The sequence below is a fragment of the Sphaerisporangium perillae genome (assembly GCF_023276435.1).
Lineage (GTDB): Bacteria > Actinomycetota > Actinomycetes > Streptosporangiales > Streptosporangiaceae > Sphaerisporangium > Sphaerisporangium perillae.
This window is the reverse complement of the sequence record NZ_JALLPO010000032.1, coordinates 19,359-43,193: the sequence shown is the minus strand read 5'-3', so window position 1 is coordinate 43,193 and position 23,835 is coordinate 19,359. Positions and strand designations below refer to the sequence as shown.

The 23,835-nt window shown below is 72.0% G+C and carries 20 protein-coding genes and 1 pseudogene; 11 read left to right on the top strand and 10 right to left on the bottom strand.

Annotation, left to right across the window (positions count from 1 at the left end):
• Positions 1-77 precede the first annotated feature (77 nt).
• The 3 genes from MYF83_RS28550 to MYF83_RS28540 all read right to left on the bottom strand — a co-directional run bounded on the left by MYF83_RS28550 (position 78) and on the right by MYF83_RS28540 (position 3,624).
• Positions 78-2,603, bottom strand: a complete 2,526-nt coding sequence (locus MYF83_RS28550; RefSeq protein ID WP_248963822.1) for an FtsX-like permease family protein — start codon at positions 2,601-2,603, stop codon at positions 78-80.
• 5 nt (positions 2,604-2,608) lie between these two features.
• Positions 2,609-3,397 (bottom strand): ABC transporter ATP-binding protein, encoded by a 789-nt coding sequence (locus tag MYF83_RS28545; RefSeq protein WP_248963821.1) that lies wholly within the window; start codon positions 3,395-3,397, stop codon positions 2,609-2,611.
• A gap of 62 nt (positions 3,398-3,459) precedes the next feature.
• Positions 3,460-3,624, bottom strand: a complete 165-nt coding sequence (locus MYF83_RS28540; protein WP_248963820.1) for a hypothetical protein — start codon at positions 3,622-3,624, stop codon at positions 3,460-3,462.
• 194 nt (positions 3,625-3,818) lie between these two features.
• Between MYF83_RS28540 and MYF83_RS28535 the strand changes: the two genes are divergently transcribed.
• Positions 3,819-4,037 (top strand): cation transporter, encoded by a 219-nt coding sequence (locus MYF83_RS28535; RefSeq protein ID WP_248963819.1) that lies wholly within the window; start codon positions 3,819-3,821, stop codon positions 4,035-4,037.
• A 72-nt stretch (positions 4,038-4,109) separates the two neighbouring features.
• Here MYF83_RS28535 and MYF83_RS28530 read toward each other — a convergent pair whose 3' ends face one another.
• The 3 genes from MYF83_RS28530 to MYF83_RS28520 form a co-directional block, all read right to left on the bottom strand.
• The gene (locus MYF83_RS28530; RefSeq protein WP_248963818.1) at positions 4,110-7,103 is read right to left on the bottom strand and encodes an AfsR/SARP family transcriptional regulator; all 2,994 of its coding nucleotides are present in this window, start codon (positions 7,101-7,103) and stop codon (positions 4,110-4,112) included.
• A 93-nt stretch (positions 7,104-7,196) separates the two neighbouring features.
• Positions 7,197-8,258, bottom strand: coding sequence for a flavin-containing monooxygenase (locus MYF83_RS28525; RefSeq protein ID WP_248963817.1), 1,062 nt, complete (start codon positions 8,256-8,258; stop codon positions 7,197-7,199).
• A gap of 26 nt (positions 8,259-8,284) precedes the next feature.
• Complete coding sequence (locus tag MYF83_RS28520; RefSeq protein WP_248963816.1) at positions 8,285-8,482, bottom strand: heavy-metal-associated domain-containing protein; 198 nt, start codon at positions 8,480-8,482, stop codon at positions 8,285-8,287.
• A 229-nt stretch (positions 8,483-8,711) separates the two neighbouring features.
• Between MYF83_RS28520 and MYF83_RS28515 the strand changes: the two genes are divergently transcribed.
• Positions 8,712-11,945 (top strand): heavy metal translocating P-type ATPase, encoded by a 3,234-nt coding sequence (locus MYF83_RS28515; protein WP_248963815.1) that lies wholly within the window; start codon positions 8,712-8,714, stop codon positions 11,943-11,945.
• A gap of 86 nt (positions 11,946-12,031) precedes the next feature.
• On the opposite strand, the gene MYF83_RS28510 is transcribed toward MYF83_RS28515, so the two are convergent.
• From MYF83_RS28510 to MYF83_RS28495, 4 genes are all read right to left on the bottom strand, one after another.
• Positions 12,032-13,651 (bottom strand): molybdopterin-dependent oxidoreductase, encoded by a 1,620-nt coding sequence (locus MYF83_RS28510; protein ID WP_248963814.1) that lies wholly within the window; start codon positions 13,649-13,651, stop codon positions 12,032-12,034.
• Positions 13,648-13,872: a hypothetical protein gene (locus MYF83_RS28505; RefSeq protein WP_248963813.1), complete on the bottom strand. Its 225-nt coding sequence runs from the start codon at positions 13,870-13,872 to the stop codon at positions 13,648-13,650. The genes MYF83_RS28510 and MYF83_RS28505 overlap by 4 nt, the downstream gene beginning before the upstream one ends.
• 58 nt (positions 13,873-13,930) lie before the next feature.
• Positions 13,931-14,404: a DUF6010 family protein gene (locus tag MYF83_RS28500; protein ID WP_248963812.1), complete on the bottom strand. Its 474-nt coding sequence runs from the start codon at positions 14,402-14,404 to the stop codon at positions 13,931-13,933.
• Between the two features lie 112 nt (positions 14,405-14,516).
• Positions 14,517-17,246: an AAA family ATPase gene (locus MYF83_RS28495; RefSeq protein ID WP_248963811.1), complete on the bottom strand. Its 2,730-nt coding sequence runs from the start codon at positions 17,244-17,246 to the stop codon at positions 14,517-14,519.
• 130 nt (positions 17,247-17,376) lie between these two features.
• On the opposite strand from MYF83_RS28495, the gene MYF83_RS28490 reads away from it, so the two are divergent.
• From MYF83_RS28490 to MYF83_RS28450, 9 genes and pseudogenes are all read left to right on the top strand, one after another.
• Positions 17,377-18,888, top strand: a complete 1,512-nt coding sequence (locus MYF83_RS28490) for an MFS transporter (protein ID WP_248963810.1) — start codon at positions 17,377-17,379, stop codon at positions 18,886-18,888.
• A gap of 100 nt (positions 18,889-18,988) precedes the next feature.
• Positions 18,989-19,222, top strand: a complete 234-nt coding sequence (locus MYF83_RS28485; RefSeq protein WP_248963809.1) for a heavy-metal-associated domain-containing protein — start codon at positions 18,989-18,991, stop codon at positions 19,220-19,222.
• A gap of 61 nt (positions 19,223-19,283) precedes the next feature.
• Complete coding sequence (locus tag MYF83_RS28480) at positions 19,284-20,093, top strand: tyrosine-type recombinase/integrase (RefSeq protein ID WP_248963808.1); 810 nt, start codon at positions 19,284-19,286, stop codon at positions 20,091-20,093.
• Positions 20,056-20,628: a D,D-peptidase/D,D-carboxypeptidase VanY-N gene (gene vanY-N / locus MYF83_RS28475; protein ID WP_248963807.1), complete on the top strand. Its 573-nt coding sequence runs from the start codon at positions 20,056-20,058 to the stop codon at positions 20,626-20,628. Before MYF83_RS28480 ends, vanY-N begins: the two co-directional genes overlap by 38 nt.
• Positions 20,629-20,832: 204 nt before the next feature.
• On the top strand, positions 20,833-21,072 hold the full coding sequence (locus MYF83_RS28470; protein ID WP_248963806.1) for a hypothetical protein: 240 nt from the start codon (positions 20,833-20,835) through the stop codon (positions 21,070-21,072).
• Positions 21,053-21,241 carry a helix-turn-helix domain-containing protein gene (locus tag MYF83_RS28465; RefSeq protein ID WP_248963805.1) on the top strand — a complete coding sequence of 63 codons (189 nt, stop codon included), beginning with the start codon at positions 21,053-21,055 and terminating at the stop codon, positions 21,239-21,241. Before MYF83_RS28470 ends, MYF83_RS28465 begins: the two co-directional genes overlap by 20 nt.
• 147 nt (positions 21,242-21,388) lie before the next feature.
• Positions 21,389-22,345: a D-alanine--D-alanine ligase family protein gene (locus MYF83_RS28460; protein ID WP_308201513.1), complete on the top strand. Its 957-nt coding sequence runs from the start codon at positions 21,389-21,391 to the stop codon at positions 22,343-22,345.
• Positions 22,346-22,350: 5 nt separating this feature from the next.
• On the top strand, positions 22,351-23,721 hold the full coding sequence (locus tag MYF83_RS28455; protein WP_248963803.1) for a UDP-N-acetylmuramoyl-tripeptide--D-alanyl-D-alanine ligase: 1,371 nt from the start codon (positions 22,351-22,353) through the stop codon (positions 23,719-23,721).
• Positions 23,722-23,740: 19 nt separating this feature from the next.
• Positions 23,741-23,833, top strand: a pseudogene (locus MYF83_RS28450) (ATP-binding cassette domain-containing protein); the annotation flags it as partial.
• Between the last annotated feature and the right edge of the window lie 2 nt (positions 23,834-23,835).

Genomic DNA, 23,835 nt, shown 5'->3' with positions numbered 1-23,835 from the left:
GCGGGCGGTGGCAGCCGTCGGTGCGGGGGTGTGCTCGGCATCGACGGCTGCCACAGGCCCGGTGGTGCGCCGTTCAATTAGGACGTGGCGATCGCGGTCAGCACGTCGAGCTTCGCGGCGCGGCGGGCGGGCAGCAGCCCGGCAAGTAGTCCGGCGAGGGCGGCCACGGCCACGACGAGCAGGAGTCGACCGGGGGGCACTACCAGGGCGAGCTCGGCCGTGCGCCCCAGGGCGGCTACTGTGCCGGCGGCGAAGGCGATGCCCAGGCTGACGCCGAGAGCGATCGCCAGGCCTGCGACGAGGACCGCTTCACCGCGGATCATCCAGCGCAGTTGGCCGCTGGTCATGCCAACGGCGCGCAGCAGCCCGATCTCGCGGGTCCGCTCGATGATGGACAGCGCGAGGGTGTTGGTGATGCCCATCAGGGCGATCAGGATGGTGAGCATCAGCAGGGCGGTCACCAGCCCGAGGACCTGGTCGATCATGAGGGTCCGTCCGGCGACGGCGGCGGCCTGGTCGCGCAGTTGCGCGGTCGGGGCGTCGGCGAGGGCTGCGTTGATCGCCTTTTTGGCGGCGGCGTCGCTCACCCCATCGGCGACCTTGACGAAGACGCTGGCGTCGACGTTCTCTTTGTAGTGCCGAGAGAAGGTGTCCAGCGAGATCACGTAGTTGGTGGACAGGGCTTGGGCGTCACGATCGCGCAGCAGGCCGACCACCGGAAGGCGCTGTGTCCCGGTGCGGGAGAACGTCATCGGCAGGCTGTCGCCGATGGCAAGGTGACGCTCCCGGGCGACCCGCTCGGCCAGGATGATGCCCCCGCCGGAGATGGCGTTCAGGTTGCCGGCGACCATGTGCAGCGAGGTGACCCGCGGCAAGGTCACCGGGTCGACGGCTGTGAGGGCATCGGTGGCCTGACCGTCCTTCCAGTGGCCATAGCGCAGGCGGGACGCTACAGCCACCTCGGGCAGTTCGCTGACATGGTGGTGCACGTGGTTCGGCAGGCCGCCGAGCATCTCGTTGCGGGCGCTCTCGATGACGTAGTCGGCGGAGATCACCTCGGTGTAGGTCTGCTGGACCGAGTCCTTGATGGAGGTGGCGAGCACTGTCATGAAGCTGATGAGAGCGAGGCCGAATGCGAGGGCCAGGGCGGTCGCGGCCGTGCGTCGCGGGGCCCGGGCGGCGGACTCGCGTGCCAGCCGGCCGGGGACTCCGGCAGCGTCCAGCGGTCGCCCCATGATCCGGGCCAGGCCCGGGGTGAGCGCCGGTCCCAGCAGGGTGAGTCCCACGACGCCGCTCAGGGCCGCGGCGCCGACCAGGGCCAGTGAGCCGGTCCCGGCGAGGACGGCGATCAGGGCTGTGACGCCGAGCGCGGTCACGATCCACCCGGTCACGGTTCGGATCCGCCCGCTGGGTGCGGCAGCAGACCTCATCGCCTCGACCGGTGCCACCGCGGCGGCACGGCGCGCCGGCCCGATCGCGGAGACGATCGTCACACCGACGCCGATGGCGAAGGCGACGATCGCGGTACGGGGTGCCACAACCAGGCCGCCGTCGGGAAGGGCGATGCCGAAGGCGCCGGCGAGGTTTCGCAGCCCGGCCGCGGTGGCGACGCCGAGTCCGGTTCCCGCGACCGAAGCAGTGACGCCGACCAGCAGCGCCTCCCCGAGCACGGACCCGAGAACCTGGGCGCCGGTCGCACCGGCGGCGCGCAGGACAGCGAGTTCACGGGTGCGCTGGGTGATGACGATCGAGAACGTGTTGGCGATGAGGAACGCGCCGACGAGCAGGGCCGCCGCCGCCAGGGCGAACAGCATCATCTGGAGGTAGTCGACCTGGGTCTTCGCCGCGGCTGCGCTTGACGCGGCGATGTCCCGGCTGGCGGACACCTCGTATCCGGGCCCGAGCACGGCGGAGACACGGCCTCGCAGTTGCTGGGTGTCGACGCCGTCCGCGGCGACGACGGCGACCTCGGACACGTCGCCACCCAGCTTGAGCAGGCGCTGCGCCGTGGGCAGGTTGACCAGGCCGACCGTGCTGTTGGGCAGCCCGGGGCCGTCGCCGAATCCGGCCAGCCCGACAATCCGCAGGCTCGTGGTCTGTTCCGCCCGTACGGTTACCGTGTCACCCAGGTCGATGTGGCGCCGGAGGGCGGTCTCGGCGTCGACGACCAACTCGTCGTCCGTCACCGGCGGATGGCCTGCGCGCAGGCTGAACGCCCCGACGGGGGCGGGCTCCCAGGAGGCGAGCACCGACGCACCCGACGGGACGATCGCCTTCCCGCCGACGCTGAGCAGCCCCTGGCCACGCACCAGGGGGCGGGCGGTCGCCACGCCGGGCACCGCACGGATCCGGTCGACGATCGTGGCGGGCAGCGGGTCACGCTCGACCTCGACGCCCATGGCCGAGTCGAAGGCGGCGGCGTCGCGGACGGTCAGGTCGACACCGGCGGTAGCCGTACGGAACTGGTCATCGAGCAGCCGCTGGGAGGTGTCGGTGAGTATCAGGCTGCCGGTCACGAAGGTGACCCCGAGGACGACAGCGAGCAGGGTCAGCGCCAGACGGGCGCGGCGCGCGAGAGTGTTGCGGATGGTCAGGCGCCACATCGAGATCACTTCTTCTTCCGGAGTGCGGGCGCGTCGAGGCTCGCCATGCGGGACAGGATGGTCGGGACGGTCGGCTCGGGGAGGTCGTCGACGACGCGCCCGTCGGCGAGGAACACCACGCGGTCGGCGTACGCTGCGGCGTTCGGGTCATGGGTGACCATCACGATGGTCTGGGCGAGCTCGTGGGCGGCGTGGCGCAGGAAGCCCAGCAGCGCTTCGCCGGCGCGGGAGTCGAGGTTGCCGGTCGGCTCGTCGGCGAACACGATCTCTGGCCGGGGAGCCAGGGCACGGGCCACCGCGACCCGCTGCTGCTGCCCACCCGACAGTTCGGTGGGGCGGTGGCGCAACCGGTCGGCCAGTCCGAGGGTGGCGACGAGCTCGTCGATCCAGGCCTGATCGGGCTGTCGTCCCGCGAGGGTCAGCGGCAGGACGATGTTCTCCACCGCGGACAGTGTCGGCACCAGATTGAAGCTCTGGAAGACGAAGCCGATGCGCTCGCGGCGCAGCAGCGTACGCTGCCGCTCGCCAAGCCGGCTCAGATCGGTGTCACCGAGCAGCACCTGTCCCGCGTCGACCGTGTCGAGGCCGGCCAGGGCGTGCATCAGGGTGGACTTTCCGGAGCCGGATGGCCCCATCACGGCGGTGAACCGTCCGGCTGGGATCGACAGGCTGGCGCCGTCCAGGGCGCGGACGGCCGTGTCGCCACGGCCGTAGATCTTGACGACGTCGCGCGCCTGCGCGGCGACGGCGGAGCGGGTCTGGGGAGGTTGGGTCGGCGCGATGCTGATGGTCATGAGGGGCTCCTGTTGGAAAGGGAGTGTCGGGCAGGGAGTGCCGGGGTCGCGGGCGGGACAGGTCAACGGGGATCCGGCCAGTCGCGTCGATGAGAGCTCCGGTGTCGCAGGCCGGTAACGGCGCGGGACCGGCGGGCAGCGGTGGTGGTGAGCCGGTGGTGCTCGGCGTCGCGCAACAGCTCGGCGTGCCTCAGCTGGATCAGCTTCAGGATGAGCATGGAGTGCACGGCGACCTCCTCGGTTGGAATTGGTGTCACAGCAGGAGCGTCGTCGGTCGGGCTGTCGGTGTGCTGGCCGGCCGCTGACCGTGGTGGCGCCGCCTGGCGGTCTCCGGACAGTGGGCGGACAGAGGACCGCCAGTGGGGCCGGACAACCTGCTCATATGGCAGAGGGGGGCCGTCAGGAGGCGGACGCGGGGGCAATGGGCACGGTGAACGTTTCCGTGCCGGCCATGCTGTGCCGAAGGTGTGTTCGTGTCGTCAGCCGTCGTGTCAGGGATGTACCGGGCGTCGTGTGGCTTGAAGTCGACGCGGCACGTGGTCTCGTGCAGGTCCGGGGGAATGTGGATCCGCAGGCGATCCTGGCCGCGCTGAGGTCGGCGGGCTTCGGCGTGGACGAGGCACCGGCCGTCGGCGACTGACCCCGTGTCCAGGTGCGCGCCCCCAGGTGACGCGCGGCTACGGAATGGCTGGAGTGGCCGTGGATTCCACGGTCATGGCTGTACGGCGTGCTCGCTCGCCTCGTCAGGAAGACCCGCGGTTTCGGCGCACTCGGCCATGAGCGACCACAGCCGGGCTCTGGCCCAGGGGAACTCACGCTCCTCCAGCAGTGCCAGTGCCCGGCGGCACTCGTCCGCGGCGAGCGTGGCGTCGCCGTGCGTGAGGGCGATGCGCGCTCGACCCCACGCCGCCCATGCCTGGCAGCGTGGATTGCGCGCACGGCGTGCGATCTGGTCCGCCTCGGCGAGCACGGCTGTCACTCCGTCCTCACCCATGTCGAGCCGCGTGTGGGCCAGGTGAACGAGGGCGAAGGCCAGTCCGTGCAGGGAACCCAGGTGGCGAGCCTCGTCGATGGACTCACGCAGAACGGTGAGGGCGTCCGGATGATGGCCGGCCTCGCGCAGGGCGACGCCGAGGTGCGCAAGGATCGCGCTGCCTATGATCCGGTCGCCTGTGGGGCGGGTCAGGTCAAGGCTGTGCCGCCATTGCGTGGCCGAGGTGTCGAACTCGCCCAGGCGCAGGCTCAGGAGGGCATCGAGGTAGTGGGTCATGGCCCGCCACCATCCACCGTCGGAGTCGCCCAGTTCGTCGCGGCTGTCCGCGACCATGAGACGGTACTGGCCGGCGTCTCCGCCGTACTGACCCACCCAGGCCACCACTAGCCGCGAGATCGCGGCGTTGCGGCTGTCGCCGATCTCCTCGAAGAGCGCGAGGCTCTCCAGGGCGGCGGCACGTGACTGCGGAGTGGGGTAATAGACGCTGAGCAGCCCAATGCCCTGCAGCGCACGGGCTCGGGCAGCGGGCGGCCCTCCGCCGGCCTCCAGGAGGGCGGTCAGCGCCCGCGTTCCCTCGTAGCGCAGTCCGTAGTTCCAGAACCACACGAGCGCGCCCATCAACCGGAGCCCGGTCTCGACGTCGGCATGGGCCCGATCGAGGGAGTGGTCCACCGCGGCGCGCAGGTTGTCATGCTCCTCGGTCAGGCGCGCCCAGGAGAGGCATCCGGAGCGGACGTGGGGGCCGTGCTCCTCCGCCAGCCGTACGTAGTGATCGAGAAAGCGGTCGCGGCACGCCGCGACCTCGCCGGCCTCCTCGAGTCGGGTCCATGCGTACTCGCGCACGCTGACGAGCAGCCGGAACCGCCCGGTGGCCGGGTCCGGCACCACGAGCGAGCGGTCGACCAGCCGGAACAGCAGGTCGAGCACCTCACCGCGCTCGATACCGGCGAAGCTGCACACCTCCTCGGCGGCGATAAGCGTCCAGCCACCCCGGAACACGGCGAGGCGGCGCAACAGACGGCGCTCGGCGTCAGACAGCAGGTCGTGGCTCCAGTCGAGCGTGGCGCGCAGCGTACGGTGACGCGCCTCGCTGGTGCGTGGTCCCGCGGTCAGCAGCGAGAACCTGTCCCGCAGCCGCGCCGCGATGTCGGCCACCGACAGTGCCTTCACCCTCGCCGCGGCCAACTCGATGGCCAGCGGCATGCCGTCGAGCCCGCGGCAGATGGACGCCACCACCGGCGCGGTCTCGGGGTCCAGGACGAAGGAGGGGCGCACCGCGCGAGCGCGGTCGAGGAATAGCCGCACCGCCGGCGTGTCGGGGATCGCCGCGGCATCGTCGGTCTCCCCGGGTACGGCAAGAGGGCTCACGGCCACCTGGATCTCGCCGGGGACGGCCAGTGCCTCCCGGCTGGTCGCCAGGACCCTCAGGTGGGGGCAGGACTCAACCAGCCGCTCCACCAGGCCGGCGACGTCGTCGATGACGTGCTCGCAGTTGTCGACCACGAGCAGGGCACGGCTGCGTGCGAGATGCTCGACCACGGCTTCGGCCGAAGCCGCGCCCGGCCCTCCGGTCATCAGACCGAGCTGAGCGGCGAAGGCCTCCGCGACATCCGCACCGGCCTCCAGCGGCGCCAGGCGGATCAGGCGAACGTGGTCGGCGAGTGTCTCGTCTGCTCGGCGCGCGACCTCCAAAGCCAGGGTGGTCTTGCCGACTCCACCTGGGCCGGTCAACGTCACCGCCCGCGCCTCGCGCAACCGCTGCAGCGCCGTCTCCAGGTCGTCGTGGCGGCCGATCACCGACGACAGCCGCTGGGGCAGCCTGTCGCCGCGTCGAGTCGCCGCCGCTCCGTCGGCCGGCACATCGGCCTGCCGTACGGATGACGGCTCGGCGGCGGCCCGTACGGGACGGTCGGATGGCCGGGGCGGCACCTGCTGGCGGAGGATGGCCTCGGCGAGCGCCTGGAGCTCCGGTGACGGGTCGATCCCGAGCTCGTCAGCCAGGTGGCGACGCAGCGCATGGTACGCGGCGAGCGCCTCCGCCTGACGTCCGCTGCGGTACAGAGCGAGCATCAGCAGGCGGTGCAGCCGCTCGCGCAGCGGGTTGTTCGCCACCGACCGCTCGAGATCGGCGACCGCTTCGGTGTGCCGGCCGGCTTCCAGCAGGAGTTCGAGCCGGTCTTCGACCGCACCCAGCCGCAGTTCTTCCAGGCGAGCGCTCTCGGTCAGCGCCCATTCTGTCCCTCCGACGTCGGCCAGCGCGGGGCCTCGCCACAGCCGCAGCGCCTCGTCTAGGTGCTCCAGCGCCGGGGCTACCCGGCCGGTGGAGGCGGCTTCGCGTGCCTGGCGCACCAGATGTTCGAACCAGTGGGCGTCGACGGACTCCGCCGGTACGGCGAGCTGGTAGCCCGGGGCCCGGGTGACGAGGACGTCACCGCCGATGCCGGCGGCCACGAGCGCGCGGCGGAGCTTGGACACCCGGATCTGCAGCGCGTTCGTGGCGTCGGACGGCAGGTGCTCGCCCCAGAGCGCGTCGGTCAAGCCGTCGACCGACACGACGCGACCTGAAGCGAGAACCAGCCGGGCCAGCAGGGCCCGCACGGACGGCGGTAGCGCGGCCGCGGCTCTGCCGGGCGCCAGCACCTCGACGGGCCCGAGGACCCGGAACGTCACGGCCGCCACATCTGGTCGGTGGGCGAGACCGCTGTGTGACATGTTGCTCCTCGTCAGTGCCCGGCTACGAAACTCGGGCCTTCCATGATGCCGAGGAGCCGCGCTTTACGGCCTCATGGTAGGTGTCCGTGGACATCATGACACCCGTGCGACCGGGGCCGCAGCGGTCAGCCGTTGGGCCAGAGCTTCCGCGTCTCTCCCGACCCATCCGAGGACCGCCGAGCCCCGATTACGTTGCCAGGGCAGTCCGAGGAAGTACAGGCCCGGCCAGGTCGTGACCCCCTCGTGATGCACCGGCGCGCCCAGGTCGTCCAGAACAGGCACCTGCAGCCACGGGTAGTCGGGGCGGAACCCGGTCGCCCACACGACGGCGTCCGGGCTGTGGCGGCTCCCGTCGGCGAGGATGACGTCCGGCCCGTCGGCGTCCATCGCGCGGTCCAGCCGGTTCACCCGCCGCATCAGCCGTTTCAGGTCGGTCCCGATGATCGTGCCGTCCGCCTTGAGGCGGCGTCCGATACGGCTGTCGCCGCTGACGCTCATCGTGCCGAGCCGGGAGAACCACCAGAAGATGTCCCGGCCCAGCCACCGCTGCGGCAGTGCCCAGCCGAGCGCGGAGGCCGACAACGAGACCCGCCGTCCATGATCCGCCAGTTCCTCGGCGATCTGCACGCCGGTGTTGCCGGCGCCGACGACAAAGATGTCGCCGGCGGGAAGTTGGGCCGGATCGCGGTAGCGGCTGCTGTGCAGCTGCACCACCTGCGGTGACAGCTTCCGTGCGAAGTTCGGTGTCCGCGGTGTGTGGAACGCGCCGGCCGCGACCACGACCTGGCTCGCGTTGAACGATCCGGTCGACGTCTCGACGGTGAATCCCGCCGGTCGGCAAGGCCGTACGGAGGTCACGTGACAGTTCAGACGCATCGGGAGGTCGAAGTGCGCCGCGTACCCTTCGAGGTAGTCGGCGGCCTCATCCTTGCCCGGGTGCCCGTCCGGGTCTCCCGGGAACGGCAGGCCCGGCAGGGCGTCGTATCGGCGCGGCGTGAACAGCGTCAGGGAGTCCCAGCGCTGCCGCCACGCCTCGCCCACCCGGGGATGGGCGTCGACGATGGCGAAACGGTGACCGGAGCGCCGCAGGTAGTAGCCGAGCGCCAGCCCGGCCTGCCCGCCTCCGATGATCAGTGTGTCCAGTGTGGTGTTCATTGCTCGGCTCCTCACGCCGGTGGGGCTCAGGCGGCCTCGTAGCCGGCCTCGGCGATGGCCGACCGGACCGCGGACGGATCGGCGGCGCCGGTGACCGTCACGGTCTTGGTCGTGAGGTCGACGTCCACGGCGCTGACGCCGGGGACCTCGCCGACGGACCCTGTGATGGCGTTCACGCAGTGGCCGCAGCTGATGTCAGGGACGGACAGGACGAGCTGGTTCACGGGATTGCTCCTTGTCGCCGACGGCGGGCCGCCGAATGCGGCCCGCCGGGAATGAGAGCAGCCTGCGCGGTGGTGCTGTCCGCTGCCTGTCCCCGGATCGCGGCAGGAGGATCGGATCGCGGCGCGTGCGTGAGCTTCGAACAGCGAACAGGCAGCGGCGGGAAAGTGACGGCTGGGAGTTTCGCGTCAACGGCCCGCGCCGCGGGCCCTGTCGACGAGGAGCTGAGCGATGGCGACAGCGACGACGGCTTCATGCACGCTGGATATCGGCGGCATGACCTGCGCGTCCTGCGTACGGCGGGTGGAGAGGGCCCTCACCGCGGTCGAGGGCGTCGAGGTGGCCGAGGTGAACCTCGCGACCGAGGTCGCCGCCGTCACCTACGACCCCGCCCGCGTCTCGGTCGAGACGCTGACGGACGCGGTCGGCAAGGCCGGATACACCGCCACCCTCCACAGTGAGCCGGGCACCGGTGAGAGGCCGTCGCCGCCCGCGGCCGTCGATGCCGACAGCGGAGGCCGCGACCGTGAGATCACCGACATGAAGCGGACATGGCAGGTCACCCTCGCCATCGGGCTGTCGATGATGGTGCTGATGTACCTGCCGCTGTCCATCGACGCGATGGACTGGCTGATGCCGCTGCTGCTGGTCGTCGCCACGGTCGTGCAATTCTGGGCGGGCCGGCCCTTCTACCGCGCGGCCTGGGCGGCGGGGCGCCACGGCGCGGTCAACATGAACACGCTCGTCGCCATGGGCACCACCGTGGCGTACGGCTACAGCGCGTTCGTCACCTTGTGGCCGGCCGTGGCCGAACGGTTCGGTTTGCCACTGCACGTGTACTTCGAGATCTCCGTCGTGGTCATCGCGCTCGTCCTGACGGGCCGGTGGATGGAAGCCCGTGCCAAGGGGCAGACGGCCACGGCGATCAAGACACTGATGGGTCTGCAGCCGAAGACCGCCCGTGTCCTGCGCGGGGACGCCGAGGTCGAGATCCCGGTCGAGGACGTCACCGCCGGCGACCCCATCCGTGTGCGCCCCGGCGAGAAGATCCCCGTCGACGGCGTCGTCGCCGACGGCGCCTCGACGGTCGACGAAAGCATGCTCACCGGCGAGAGCCAGCCGGTGAGCAAGGGCGTCGGCGACGTGCTGATCGGGTCGACCCTCAACCGCACCGGCTCGGTGGTCATGCGGGCCACCGCGGTGGGCAAGGACACCACCCTGGCCCAGATCGTCCGGCTCGTGGAAGACGCGCAGGGTTCGAAGGCGCCGATGCAGCGGCTGGCTGACACGGTGTCCGGCTGGTTCGTCCCCGCCGTCATCGGTATCGCCGCACTCACCTTCGCAGCCTGGGCCCTCTTCGGCCCCGACCAGGGACGGCTCACGTTCGGCATCGGCACGGCGATAGCCGTACTGATCATCGCGTGCCCCTGCGCGCTCGGCCTGGCCACACCCACGGCGATCATGGTGGGCACCGGGAAGGCCGCCGAGCTCGGGATCCTGATCTCCGGAGGCGTCGCGCTGGAGCAGGCCCGCCGGGTGACCACCGTCGTGCTGGACAAGACCGGCACCATCACCCGCGGCCACCCAGGCGTCACCCACGTCACGACCATCGCCGGGATGGACGCCGACGACCTCCTCGCGTATGCCGCTGCCGCCGAGACAGGGTCAGAGCATCCCCTCGGGGAGGCGATCGTCGCGCAGGCCCGAGGCCGCGGGCTCGACGTCCGCACCGTGGAGTCCTTCGTCGCCGTGCCCGGCCACGGTGTCGAGGCGCGCGTCGACGGCCGCGCCGTCCTCATCGGCAACGCCGCGCTGATGCGACGCCACGACGTCGGCACGGCCGGTATGACAGCGGCGGCTGACACGGTGGCGGCCCAGGGGGCGACCCCCATGTACGTCGCCCTCGATGGACTTCTCGCCGGCATGATCGGCGTGGCCGACACCGTCAAGCCCGAGTCTCGTGAAGCCGTCGAACAGCTCCAGGCGCTCGGCCTCGAGGTGTGGATGCTGACCGGCGACAACCAGGTCACCGCGGACGTCGTCGGCCGTCAGGTCGGCATCGACAGGGTCATCGCCGACGTGCGACCTGAGGACAAGGCCGCCCGCGTCGCCGCCCTTCAGAACAGTGGCGCCGTCGTCGCCATGGTCGGCGACGGGATCAACGACGCACCGGCGCTCGCGACAGCCGACCTCGGCATCGCGATCGGTACCGGAACCGATGTCGCCATCGCCGCCTCGGACATCACGCTTGTCGGCGGTGACCTGCGCGGGATCGTCTCGGCGATCGCCCTGTCCCGGCGCACCGTGACAACGATCAAACAGGGCCTGGTCTGGGCGTTCGCCTACAACGTGCTGCTGATCCCGGTCGCCGCCGGCCTGCTCTACCCGATCAACGGCGTCCTCCTCGACCCCTCCCTCGCCGCTGCCGCCATGGCCATGAGCTCGGTCAGCGTCGTCACCAACGCCCTGCGCCTTCGCCGCTTCCGGCGGACCGGCACCGCCGAGATGCTGCGCCCGCCGCTGCGCACCAGAATCGCGGACTCCGCCTACCTCACGGGCATCGCCGCTCTCGCGGTGTGCGTCGGCGCGGGCTTCACCGCGCTGAGCCGTACCGAGGGCGCCCAGCGCGGCATGAACGGCGTCCTCGCCTGGGTGGAGGGGACCGGAATGCCGATGCGCCCGGCCATGAGCGTCATGATGACCGCCGACACCCAACCTCGGCACGCCGACGACGCCGGCGTGAAGGTCGGCATCCAGCTTCCCCACGACGTCACCCCTGGGAAGCCGGCCACCGTCCGCATCCGCGTGACGCACGCCTCAACCGGCCGTCTCGTCGACGACATCGGGCGCAGCCACGAGGCCTGGATGCACTTCATCGCCACGAGGGACGACCTGGGTACCTTCGCGCACATTCACCCGCGACCGGACGGCCGGCCGGGTGAGTTCTCCACCCAGCTGACGTTCCCCACCGCGGGCCGGTACGTCGTTCACACCGAGTTCAGGCGGCGAGGCGAGATGACAGACGTCATCGAACGCCAGGAGGTCGTGGTCGGGGACCCGGCGCAGGTGACCCACGAGAAGCCGGCGCTGTCCCCACGGGAACAGGTCGTCGACGGTGTCCGCGTCACGCTCAGCGGCGACGCCGAGGCCGGGACGATGAGCCGCTTCACCTACCGCTTCACCGACGCCGCGACCGGCAGGCCCGTCGACGACCTCAGGCCGTACCTGGCCGCCGCCGGCCACGTGGTGGTCATGCCGCTTGATGGGAGTGGCTTCGCCCACGAGCACGCGGAGGTCGAAGATGACCAGGGCCGGCCCCTCTTCGCCCTGCCAGGCCAGACCTTCGGGCCCGAACTCGAACTGCACGCCGACTTCCCCCACCCTGGCCACTACCGGCTATGGGGACAGTTCCGCGACGCGAACGGGCACGTCCTCACGACAACCTTCACCGTCGAGGCTCGATAGAAAGCCGCGGCGTTGGCAACGAGGCGGCCTGCAGCCCGCTGGCGTACTGCGCCGCGAGATCAGGCCCGCGCGGCCTGCAGCGGCGGCTACCTGACCGGGTCGTCCGTGTGGCGCCAGGCCGCCACGCTGCGCGCCGCCCAGGTGACGCGTGTGGCCACCTCGGTGGCTAGTCGCTGGGCCGCCGGGGCCGCCGGGCCGCCGCCGACGTGGACGGTGACGGCGTGCACGCCGCGCACCCCGTGTGGATAGGGCGTCGCGCACGCCTCGTCCTGCCACTGCCCGGCCGACGTGCGGCAGCGCACGCGCAGCTCGTGCCGGCCGGGTGTGGCGTGCCAGGTGGCGTGCCAGGGCCGCCACGCGTCCGGACCGAGGTCGATCCCGAGGACGGCGTCTTGCCACGGCCCGCCGTCGGCCTGCACCTGCACGGCGTCCACGCTCACGGTCGGCGCCCAGGCGTAGCCGCGGACGGTGACCGTCCCGGGATCGACCCGCTGGTGCTGCGCGGGCACGTCGATCCGGGAGGCGGGGTGCACCGGATAGGTGCCGTCCCGCCATCCGCGTGCCCCCCAGTAGGACGGCGGCGGGATGGCGGTCACGGTCAGCCGCCGCAGCCACTTGACGTTGCCGTCCTGGCCGTGCCGGCCGGGGATGAGCAGCCGGGCGGGGCTGCCGTGCTCACGGGGCAGCGGCTGCCCGGCCATGCCGACGGCGAGGAAGCCGCGCCTGCGGGCTGTCTCGATGGGCAGGACGTTGCGGTAGCCGTCGACGGCCTCGGCGACCAGCCACGCGTCGTCGCCGGCGACGCCGGCCCGGTCGAGCAGGGCGCCGACGCCGACGCCGGTCCATCGGGCGCAGCCCATCCGGGAGCCGCCGACCGTGTTGTGGACGCAGATCATCATCAGGTCACGCTCCTCTAGGGGCAGCTGCAGCAGCTCTCGTAGCGTCAGGGACAGCGGCGTGGGCACGTCGCCGTCCACGGTCAGCCGCCAGGTGTCGAGGTCGACGCGCGGCTCGGGCACGGTGATGTCGATGACGCACAGCTGTCCGGGGGCCGCCAGCAGCGGGGCCAGCCCCGGTTGCGGTGCGGTGGCCTCGGCCGGGAGCGGCGGCAGCGGCCGCGCGGGCGTCGGCAGTTGGACGCGGCCGCGGAGGGCGGCGTCGCGCCGGCGGGCGAGCCGGTCGGCCACCACCACCGCGCCGGTGGCGGCTGCGGCGGCGGCGAGCAGGGTGCGCACGCGCACGGGCAGTGGAGCGACCGCCGTCGTCGAGATGAGGACCCCGGCGAGGGTCGCGGCGGCGGTGTCGCGGGCGGAGGCGTCGCGGCGCCGCAGGGCGAGGTACCCGCCCAGTGCGTGTGGTGCGCCGGCCGCGGCGACGCCCAGCAGCGGACGCCGCTCGGCCAGTCGGCCGCCGATGGCCGCGGCGAGACCGCTGGCCGTGGCCGCAAGGATGGCTAGCCCGGGCTTGTCGGCCCGCCCGACCAGGGCGACCCCGCCGTCGATGAGCATGGCCGGAGAGTGGTCGACGAGGGCGCGGGCCAGTCCCGAGGACGGCGACCGGCCCCGGCGGGTCGCCGACGCGGTCAGCTCTCCTGCGGCCGCGGCCAGCAGCCCGGCGAGGAAGCCGGCTCGGCGGCCGCCGCCGACCGGCGCGGAGCGGTGCCGCCGGGACGTGCGCCGGGAGGTCGTGACGAAGGCGTCGCTCATCGGGCGCTCCCGTGGGCCGCGGCGTGGTGGGCGTGCGAGTACTCGTCGCGGCGCCACAGCATCAGACCGAGCATGCACTGCCAGAGCGAGTGAAGGGCGACCATGCCGACGGTCATCGTCACGACCATCTCCAGAAAGTGGCGGACGAACGGACGCCAGCCGCTGCGGCGAGGGTTGCCGGGGCAGTCGGTTTCGGCCGGGTGGTGGGTGGTGCTGGTCATCGGGTGCTCCTCGGATGGGGGACGTTCGGTCGGATACGGAGCAGCGTCGCGGTAGGGGTCACGGGCCGACGGTCAGCAGCGCGGCCGCGATGATCAGATCCGAGACCAGGCAGGTCTCGGCGTACCAGCGGGGGACCACCCGGTTGGCGCGGTGGTGGGCGATGTCCCAGGCGGCGTGGGCGAGCCAGCCAGCGGCCAGCACGTAGCGGGCCACTGTCGGGTCGGTGGCGACCGCGGCGATCGCGATCGCGCCGAAGCCGAGCACGGCGGCGGTCTGCAAGCTCAGCAGCCGCCGGGAGGCGAGGTCGCCGCGGGCGGTGCCCCAGGTGAGGTAGATGACTGCGGCGAGCAGGACGCACCAGGCACTGACGTAGGTCTGCACCCGTTCGGGCAGCGGCGCCAGCACCGAAAGGCTCGCGGCAGTGGCGGCGACGCCGGCCCCGGTCGCCCAGCGTCGGACGAACGCGCCGGACAGGCCGGCACGTCGATCGGTGGCGGCCGTGGTGTCTGGGGTGGTGGCGGTGCTGGTCATGAGGGGACTCCCATCGGGCCGGGCTTGGTCTGCACCGGACGTTAGGAGCGGGGCACCGGCGTCACGCCGGGAAAATCGCCAGGTTCTGCGCCGCAGATGCGGTCTGCGGTGGCTAGTCGAGTTGCAGCGCGGCGAGCCCGGCGCGAGAGGTGACGCCGAGTTTGCTGAACACGTTCCGCAGGTGGAAGTCGACGGTGCGCGGGCTCAGGAACAGCTGGGCGGCGGCGTCGCGGTTGGACAGCCCCTGCCGGACAAGGGTGGCCACCTGCCGCTCCTGCGGCGTCAGCTCGGTCGCGGTGGACGGGGCGCGGCGGCGGGCGGTTTCGCCGGAGGCCCGCAGCTCCTGCGCGGCGCGGTCGGCCCACCGGGCGGCGCCGAGCTCGTCGAAGAGCGCCAGGGCGGTGCGCAGGTGCTCGCGAGAGTCGACGCGTCGCCGGGCGCGGCGGAGGTACTCGCCGAAGGCCAGCTCGGTGCGGGCCCGGTTCGGCAGGCGCGGGGACTCGGCGTGCGCGGCGAGGGCGCGCCGGAAGTGCGCCTCGGCGTCGGTGCCGTCGGCAAGCAGGGCGTGACCGTGTTCGGTGACGGCGACCGCCGAGGCCGCGCCGGTTCCCGCGGCGAACTCCTCCAGCTCGCCCAGCCAGGTGCGGGCGAGATCCTGGTGCCCGCCGCGGACGGCAGTCTCGAGCCGGTCGAGCGCGGCCAGGCGGCGCAGCCCCGGCTGGCTGATCTGCTCCAGATGATGCAGCGCGGTCGCGGGCGGCGCGGCGGCGCGCAGCCCGCGCGCCCAGTGCGCGAGGTCGACGACGAGGGGGTCGGTGATCCCGACCGGATACGCCTCCCGGATCGCGGTGACCTCGGTGAGGTGGCGGTCGGCGGCGTCGTCCCCGCGCAGGGCCGCCAGCACGGCGAGCTCGGCGGTCGGCAGCGCGGTCAGACCGGCATGGCCGGTGCTCGCGGCCAGCGGGAGCGCTTCGGCGGCGGCGCCCGCGGCCTTCGACCAGGCACCGGTCGCGATCTGGAAGAGCACGCCGCGGGTCTGCGCGTGTTCGGCCATGCTCAGGGCCCCGGCGCGGCGGGCGGCGGTCAGCTGCTGGTCGTGCAGCCGCAGCCCGCGCGCGTCGTCGTCGAGGTACATCGCCGCGATGCCGAGGTTGGGCTGCAGGACGTGGTCGCCGGCGAGGGGGTCGCCGGCGAGGGGGTCGCCGTCGGTCAGGGTGAACGCGCACCGAATGCGCTGCGCGGCGTCGGCCCAGTCCCGGCGGGCGACGGCGACGAATCCGTGCAGCAGGTGGAAGGCGGCCAGCACCCGAGCGGGCGCGTCCGAAGGAGGCTCGGTCATCAGCGCCGCCGGGTCGACGGTGCGCGTGGAGTGCGCACCGAACGCCGACAGCGACGCGGCCAGCATGGCCAGCTGGTGCGCTAGCGCCTCGTCGACGCTGGCGGCGACCTGGGCGGCCTGCAGGATGAGGTCGTAACCGTCGTTGAGCGACCGGGTGTTCCACTCGATCTGTCCCTGCAGGGTCAGCAGCTGTGCGCGAAGCAGGGGGTTGGCCGCGTCTACCGTCGCGGCCGCCGCAAGCGCCGCCGCCCGTGACGGGTGCGCGCCCAGCCAGCTGGACGACGCCGCGGAGTACAGCCGATGAGCCCGCGACTCCCCGGCCGCGGTGAGCTCCGCAGCGCGGGCCCAGGCCGCGGCCGCCGCCTCGTGGCCGCCGCGGCCTGCGGCGCGCTCGGCGACCGCGTCGAGCGCCGCGACGACCGTGTCGTCCGGCCGGTCGGCGGCGGCGGCCAGATGCCACGCCCGCCGGTCGGCATCGGCGCCCAGCGCGTCGGCCAGCGCGCGGTGCACGGCCCGCCGCTGGGCGCTGGTGGCCGCCCGGTAGACCGCGGAGCGCACCAGCGGGTGGTAGAGGGAGAGCACGTCGCCGTCGACGTGCAGCAGACCGGCCCGCTCCACCTCGTCGAGGGCGTCGTCGCCGACGTCGAGGCGCTCGGCAGCGTCCCGCACCACGGTCAGCCGGGCGGTGTCGTCGGCTGCGGTGACCAGCAGGAACCGCTGCGCAGGCTCGTGCAGCCGCCGATAGCGGTCCAGGAACGCGCGCTCGACACCGCCGGTGAGTGGCAGTTGCGCGGGCAACGGCTCCCGGCCGGCCAGCTGCTCGCCGGTCAGGACACCCGCCAGCTCCGCCAGCGCGAGCGGGTTCCCGCCGGTGCCGGCCACCAGCCGGTCCCGCACCGCGGGATCGACGTCGCCAGCTGCGTACGCGCGCAGCAGGGCGTCCGCGACGTCGCCGCTCACCCCGCCCAGAGCGATCACCGGCAGGTCCTCGCTGTCGAACCGGCGCTCGCTCCCGTCACGGGCGGCGAACAGCAGCGCGACCCGTTCGGCCTGTAGCCGGCGGGCCACGAACATCAGTGCGGCCGCCGACGCGTCGTCGAGCCAGTGCGCATCGTCGATGACGGCCAGCACCGGAGAGTCCTCCGCGGCGTCGGCGAGCAGGCTTAGCGTGCCGAGGAAGGTTAGGAACCGGTCGCCCTCGCCCTCGGCCTCGCCGAGCGCGGCGCGCAGCGCGGCCCGCTGGGGGGCGGGCAGCGTCTCGAACCGGGTGCGCAGCGGCCACAGCAGCCGCTGTAGCGCCGCGAACGCCAGCGGGGACTCCGACTCCACACCCTGGGTGCGCAGCACCCGCATGTCGGTGGCGGTGCCGACGGCATCAGCCAGCAGGGTCGACTTGCCGGACCCGGCCACACCGCGAACCACCAGCGCGCCCCCGTTCGAATGGCGCGCCGCGTCGAGCAGCGCGGCGATCGCCGCGCGTTCGGTGTCTCGTCCGGCCAGCACGCGCCTGACTGTACTTACCACCGACGACAAGGTCGAGGATCGCATCCAGGTGAAATCACCGGCGCGAGTGATCTCCCCGGCGGCGAATGGTGGGAGTCACACCCACCCCTGGGACCCTCGAGGAGAAGATATGTCCGCCCATCCCGTCCCCGCCGTCCACTCGGCGGCGCAGGCCCACCGGCACGCGCACCAGCCGCCGCACCCGCATGGCAACGAGCCGCCCGCTCCGGCCGGGGAGGAGCCGCGCCGGCCGTGGACCGTCTTCGCGCTGATGATCGCCGCCCAGTTCATGGTCATCCTCGACGTCTCCGTGGTGAACGTCGCGCTGCCCAGCATCAGCCGCGGACTGCGCCTGAGCGCCGCGGACTACCAGTGGGCGATCAGCGCCTACGTGCTGCTCAGCGGCGGCCTGCTGCTGCTCGGCGGGCGCATCGCAGACCTGCTGGACCGGCGGCGGGCGTTCCTCGCCGGCGTCGGCCTGTTCATCGCCGCCTCCCTGGTTAGCGGGCTCGCGCAGACACCGCTGACGCTCATCGCCGCCCGCGCCGCGCAGGGGGCCGGCGCCGCGCTGCTCACCCCCGCCGCGCTGTCGATCATCATGACCACGTACGCCGGACGGCAGCGGCAGACCGCGCTCGCCATTTGGGGCGCGATCGGCAGCACCGGCATCGCCGCCGGCGTGCTCTTCGGCGGCGCGCTGACCAGCGCCCTGGGCTGGCGCGCCGTGTTCTTCATCAACGTGCCGATCGGCGCCGCGGTCCTGATCGCCACCGTCCGGACGGTCACCCGCGGCGTGTGGCAGCAGCGGGCGCTGCGCCGGCTCGACCTGCCCGGCGCCCTGACCCTGGTGAGCGGGCTACTGTCGCTGGTGTTCGGCATCGAAGCCACCCACTCGGCCGGCTGGACGGCGCCGCGCACCTGGATCGCGCTCGCCGCCGCCGCAGCTCTGCTGGCCACCTTCGCCCGTCTCGAGCGCCGCAGCGGCAACCCGCTGGTGCCGCCGTCGACCTGGCGGATCCGGTCGCTGGTCTCCGCCTCGGCGGTGATGGCCGGCGTCACCGGCGTCGTCGTCGGCGCAATCTTCCTGTCCTCGCTGTACCTGCAGGCCATCGTCGGCGCCTCCCCGGTCATCGCCGGGCTGGAGTTCCTGCCGCTGGCCGCCGCGATCACCCTCGCCGCCACCGCAGCGTCCAAGCTCATCGGCCGGCTCGGCGCCCGCCCGCTGATCCTCGGCGGCCTGGTCGTCATGACCGCCGGCGTGCTGCTGCTGGCCGCGAACGCAGGCGGCACCTCCTACGTGGCCGACGTGCTGCCCGGCTTCCTGCTCGTCGGCGCTGGGGTCGGCCCGATGTTCGTCGCTATCTCCATCGCCGCGATGAGTGACGTGCCCGCCGACCGGTCGGGGCTCGCCTCCGGGCTGATGATGACCGGCCACGAGATCGGCGCTGCGCTCGGCGTCGCCGGGCTCACCGCCGTCGCTGGCGAGCTGGCCACGCACGCCGGCCTCATCACCGGCTACGCCCGCGCATTCGACGCCACTGCCGGCATCCTCGCCGCCCTGTTCGTGCTGACCCTGCTCGCCGTCCCCGGCGGCAAAGCCCAGCCCGGCTCCGCCGGGCACGGCCACGGCGGCCACCACTGACCCCGATCCCGGCGAAAAACTGGCGAAATCGCCGGCCCGAACACCCCGCCGCCGTGGCGACCTTCCTATCGACCGACGCACCAGCCTTCGAGGAGTTCCCATGCTGTCCGGCACGCCCCGCGCCTTCATCGGCTCGACCACCTTCCAGGTGACCGGCATGACCTGCGCCCACTGCCAGCGCGCGGTCACCGAGGAGATCTCCCGCATCGACGGCGTCGAGTCTGTGACCGTCGATCTGCCCAGCGGCACCGTCACCGTCACCGCCGCCCGGCCGGTCGACCGTGCCGACATCGCCCAGGCGATCGACGAGGCCGGTTACACCCTCGTCCCGTGACGGCCGGACCCGCGTGCTCCCGCACGCGGGCGGACCTCCTGCTTGCAGAAGGAGAGCGCGCATGGCTTGGGTGGAGAAACGCGGGCCTTGGTATCGGGTTCGCTGGCGTGACGGCGAGGGTGGGGTGCACACCACTCCCGACAAGTTCCGTACGAAGAAGGAGGCGCTGGCCAGCGCGGAGGAGATCGACACCGATCAACGCCGTGGGCTGTTCATCGATCCTGTTGCCGGTCGGACCACGCTGGCTGAGTGGGTGGCCCAGTGGAGGCAGGCTCATCGGGTCGCTCCCTCGACCAAGGCCAAGTACGACCAATACCTGGACAACCACATCCTGCCGGCGTTCGGCGAGGTCGGCTTGGACGGGATCCGGCGGATCGTGGTCAAGCAGTGGGCCAACCAGCTGGCCGACCGGTACGCCCCCTCCACCGTCGGCGGGATCGTCACGTTGTTGTCGGTGACCCTGACCGCGGCGGTCGAGGAACGCATGCTGGCCATCAACCCGGTTCAAGGATTACGCCTGAGCAGTTCCCACCACACCGCGCAGGCGGGCAGATCGCGGCGTCGGCGGCCAGTGCCTGATGGGGGGCAGGTCAAGCAGATCGCGGAGCGGATTCGGCGTGAGCATGGACTCAACGCGTATGTGATCGCGGCCGCGTTCACCGGGATGCGGTGGGGTGAGCTGGCCGGCCTGGCCAAGGGCAACTGTCATGTCGCACAAGGGTTCTTGCTCGTTGATCCCGATCGGGGTGGGTCGCGCCGACGGTGGCCGTCGTCGAGAAACGGTGACATGCGGCGGACAACGCGCGCACATTCGGCGCCAATCGTGGTTCGTCATGAACGAGCCACGCACGATCCCACCTCGGCCCCGTGACCGGCTGTATGCCGCGGTCACGCTGGTGCTCGCCGTGCTCCTGCTGCCCGCGGCGTTCGTCCGGCATCCCGGCCGTGCCTGCGAACTGGCCTGCCGCTGGGCGTTGCGGATGCGATTCCCCGCCGAGGACCTCACCGGGCTCACCGACGGCGCCCTGGCGGCGTTCACCGCGGCGCGCACCCAGGCGCTCTGGCGTCACGGCCAGCTCATCGGCCTCACCTCGGGATACCGCGATCCCCATGTCCAGCAACGGATGTTCGACGAGGAGGTGCGCCGCTCCGGCTCCCCAGCGTTGGCGCGCATGCTCGTGCTGCCACCGGCGGAATCCTGCCACGTCAAGGGCATCGCGTTGGACGTGCGCCCCCATGAAGGCGCGCGCTGGCTGGAGGAACACGGCGCCCGCTACGACCTGTACCGCATCTACGACAACGAGTGGTGGCACTTCGAGTACCGCCCAGACAGCGGCGGCAGGCCGCCACGACGACGGCCCCACCCCGGCGTGGGCTACGTCAGCGAGTACACGGACCAGCTATAGCCCAGTCCGGGTCCGCCCATGGGTGCGATTCGGGGAAGTTGAACCGGTAATCCGGCCAGCGCACCCCAGGGTTCGGGCCCGGGTAGTCGACAGCGGTATCGACCGGGCGTTGGGAAAGGGGTCCTTGAAGTGTGATCCTTTCTGAGTGATGGAGAGCCCGCGTCGAGGCTGACGTACTCACCAGGCAGCCTCCAAGGACGGCTCGTGTTGATCGATTCCGGGTTCCACGACGGCGCCAGCAGGCAGCCGCCGGAGACCGCGCGGTCCACTGGCCAGATCGGCAACCTGCCCACGAGCGATCCATCCCGCTCGACACCCGGCCGCGCCGCCGCCAGACGGCCCAAGGCCACCCGCGCCAGCGCCACGATCGCCGCCAGCGCGTCGCGCAACGGGGTGCCGGCGGTGGACTACCTGGCGGGTCGGGGTGGAGACGTTCCTCGATGACACGGGCGACATCAAACGCACCGCGGCGAGCCTGCGCATCCACCATGCGAGCCTGCACCACCGGCTGTGCAGGATCGAGGAGATCGCCGCTGTCGAGCTGTCCAGCGGGGACGACCGGCTCGCTCTGCATCTGGGACTGAAGGTCGCCAGGCTCATCGAGTTGAGATGACGGCGGTCGGCGCGGCCGTGACACAACGATGACACGGCGCTGACGAGGCGGGGATACGGTCGGCGGACAGTGGATGGGGTTCACCGGCGCCTGTTCCCTAGCGGTGGGTCCGGCTGTCTCCGTGCCACTGAGGAAGGCTGATTGATCGTGACTGAACGCGTACGCGTGGCTGTGCTGGCGGGTGGGCCATCCGCAGAGCATGAGGTGTCGCTACAGTCGGCGCAGGCTGTGCTCAATGCTCTGCCGAGGGATCTGTACGAGCCCGTCGCCGTCATCATCGACCGGCAGGGCAGGTGGCCGGTGGAACTGCGACGCGATCTGGCGGACGTGGTCTTCCCCGTGCTGCACGGGCCGTTCGGCGAGGACGGCGTCGTCCAGGGTCACCTGGAGACGTTGGGCATCCCGTACGTGGGCTGCGGCGTCATGGCCTCTGCCGTGGCCATGAACAAGGTCGCGATGCGGCGCACGTTCTTGGCAGAGGACATTCCGGTCACCCCACATGTGTGGTTCACCGAGCACGAATGGGGCACCACCACCGACTCCTGGGGTCTGGTGAAGTCGCTCGACTGGCCGATGTACGTCAAACCGGCCAACATGGGCTCCTCCATCGGCATCTCACGTGTCACCTCCATGGAGGAGCTGCGCGCGGGCGTAGATCTGGCGCTGGCCTACGACCGGGTGGTCATCGTCGAGCAGGGCGTGACCGCGCGCGAGGTCATCTGCGGCGTGCTCGGCGGCTATGACACGCCGGATGCTTCGGTGCCCGGCGAGCTCATCGTGCCCGGCGACTGGCTCGACTATGAGGCCAAGTACCTCAGCCAGGCCGAGATCGCCATCATCCCTGCCGTGCTGCCAGAACGGGTGGCCGAGGACGTGCGCGAGCTGGCCCTGCGCGCCTTCCGGGCGATCGGTGGCTACGGCCTGTCCCGTGTCGACTTCCTCTATGAGGAGGACACGGGACGCCTGTACGTGCTGGAGATCAACACCATGCCCGGCTTCACCTCCCGTTCCGTCTACGCCAGGGCGTGGGCCGAAAGCGGTGTCCCGTACCCGGACCTGCTGCGCCGCCTCATCGACCTCGCGTTCGCCAGGAGCGGCTCATGATCCCCATGACGCTGAATAAGATCGCGCAGGTCGTCGGCGCAAGCCTGTATGACGTGCGCGACCCGCAGGCGCTGGTGACGGCGCCCTCGGCGGTCGACTCCCGCGAGGTGGTGCCTGGCGGCCTGTTCGCCGCGACGGTCGGCGCCCGTGTTGACGGTCACGACTACGCGGCCGGTGCCATCGCGGGCGGCGCCGTCGCCGTGCTGGCCTCAAGGCCCGTCGGCGTGCCCGCCCTCGTGGTCGAGGACGTCCAGCTCGCGATCGGCCTGCTGGCCAGGCACCTGCTCGAACACATCGGCCCGACCGTGATCGGCCTGACCGGCTCCGTGGGCAAGACCACGACCAAGGACCTGCTGGCCCAGGTGCTCGAACGGCACGCCGCGACGGTCGCCACCGACAGGTCGTTCAACAACGAGCTCGGGCTGCCGCTCACCGTACTGCGTGCCGATGCCACCACCCGATACCTGGTGCTGGAAATGGGTGCAGGCCGGAAGGGCGACCTGACGTACCTGGCCGGGCTCGCACCGCCCCAGGTCGGGCTGGTGCTCAATGTCGGCACCGCACATGTGGAGCGTATGGGAGTCGGGCCGGCCGACGTGGCCGAGGCCAAGGGCGAGCTGGTCGAGGCACTTCCGGCGGACGGGTTCGCACTGCTCAACGCCGACGACCGGTACGTCATGGGCATGGCCGGCCGCACCAGGGCCCAGATCCTGTTGTACGGCGGGTCGGCGGAGGCGCAGGTGCGAGCCGAAGATGTGCGGATGGCCGACCGCGCTCGACCCGCGTTCGAGTTGGTGACGCCCTCCGGCCGCGCCCCGGTCGAGCTCGACCTCATAGGCGAGCACCAGGTGAGCAACGCCTTGGCCGCCGCCGCCGTCGCCACCGCGCTCGGCCTGGGCGTCGCCGAGATCGCCGATGGGCTGAACGCCGCACGGCGGCGCTCCGCGGGCCGGCTGGAGATCGTCGAACGACCTGACGGCGTCACCATCGTCGACGACGCCTACAACGCCAGCCCCGAATCCATGCGGGCCGGGCTGCGGGCGGTGAAGTCCCTGGCCGGCACCCGTCGTACCGTCGCCGTGCTCGGCGCGATGGGGCAGCAGGCGGACGCCTCCCGCGCCCGGCACGCGGAGATGGGCCGGCTCGTCGCCGCCCTCCGCTTCGACGTGCTGATCGCGGTCGGAGCAGGGGATCCGCTCGCGATGGCGGAGGCAGCGCAGTCCTCGAACCAGGGCGTGGCCGTCCACACCGCCGAGGACGTGGCCGGGGCCCTCAGGCTGGCCACCGCGCTTCTCGAACCGGGAGACGTGGTGTTCGTCAAGGCCTCCAGCGAGATCGGGCTCGGTGCCTGCGCCCGTGCGCTGGCCGGCGCCTGACCGTTGGCGCATCGCCGAGGGGCCGAGCGGATCAGGCAAGTCCATGCTGATGCACTGCCTGGCCGGACTCGACCAGGCCAGTGGCGGCACCGTCGCCGTGGCTGGCACCGACCA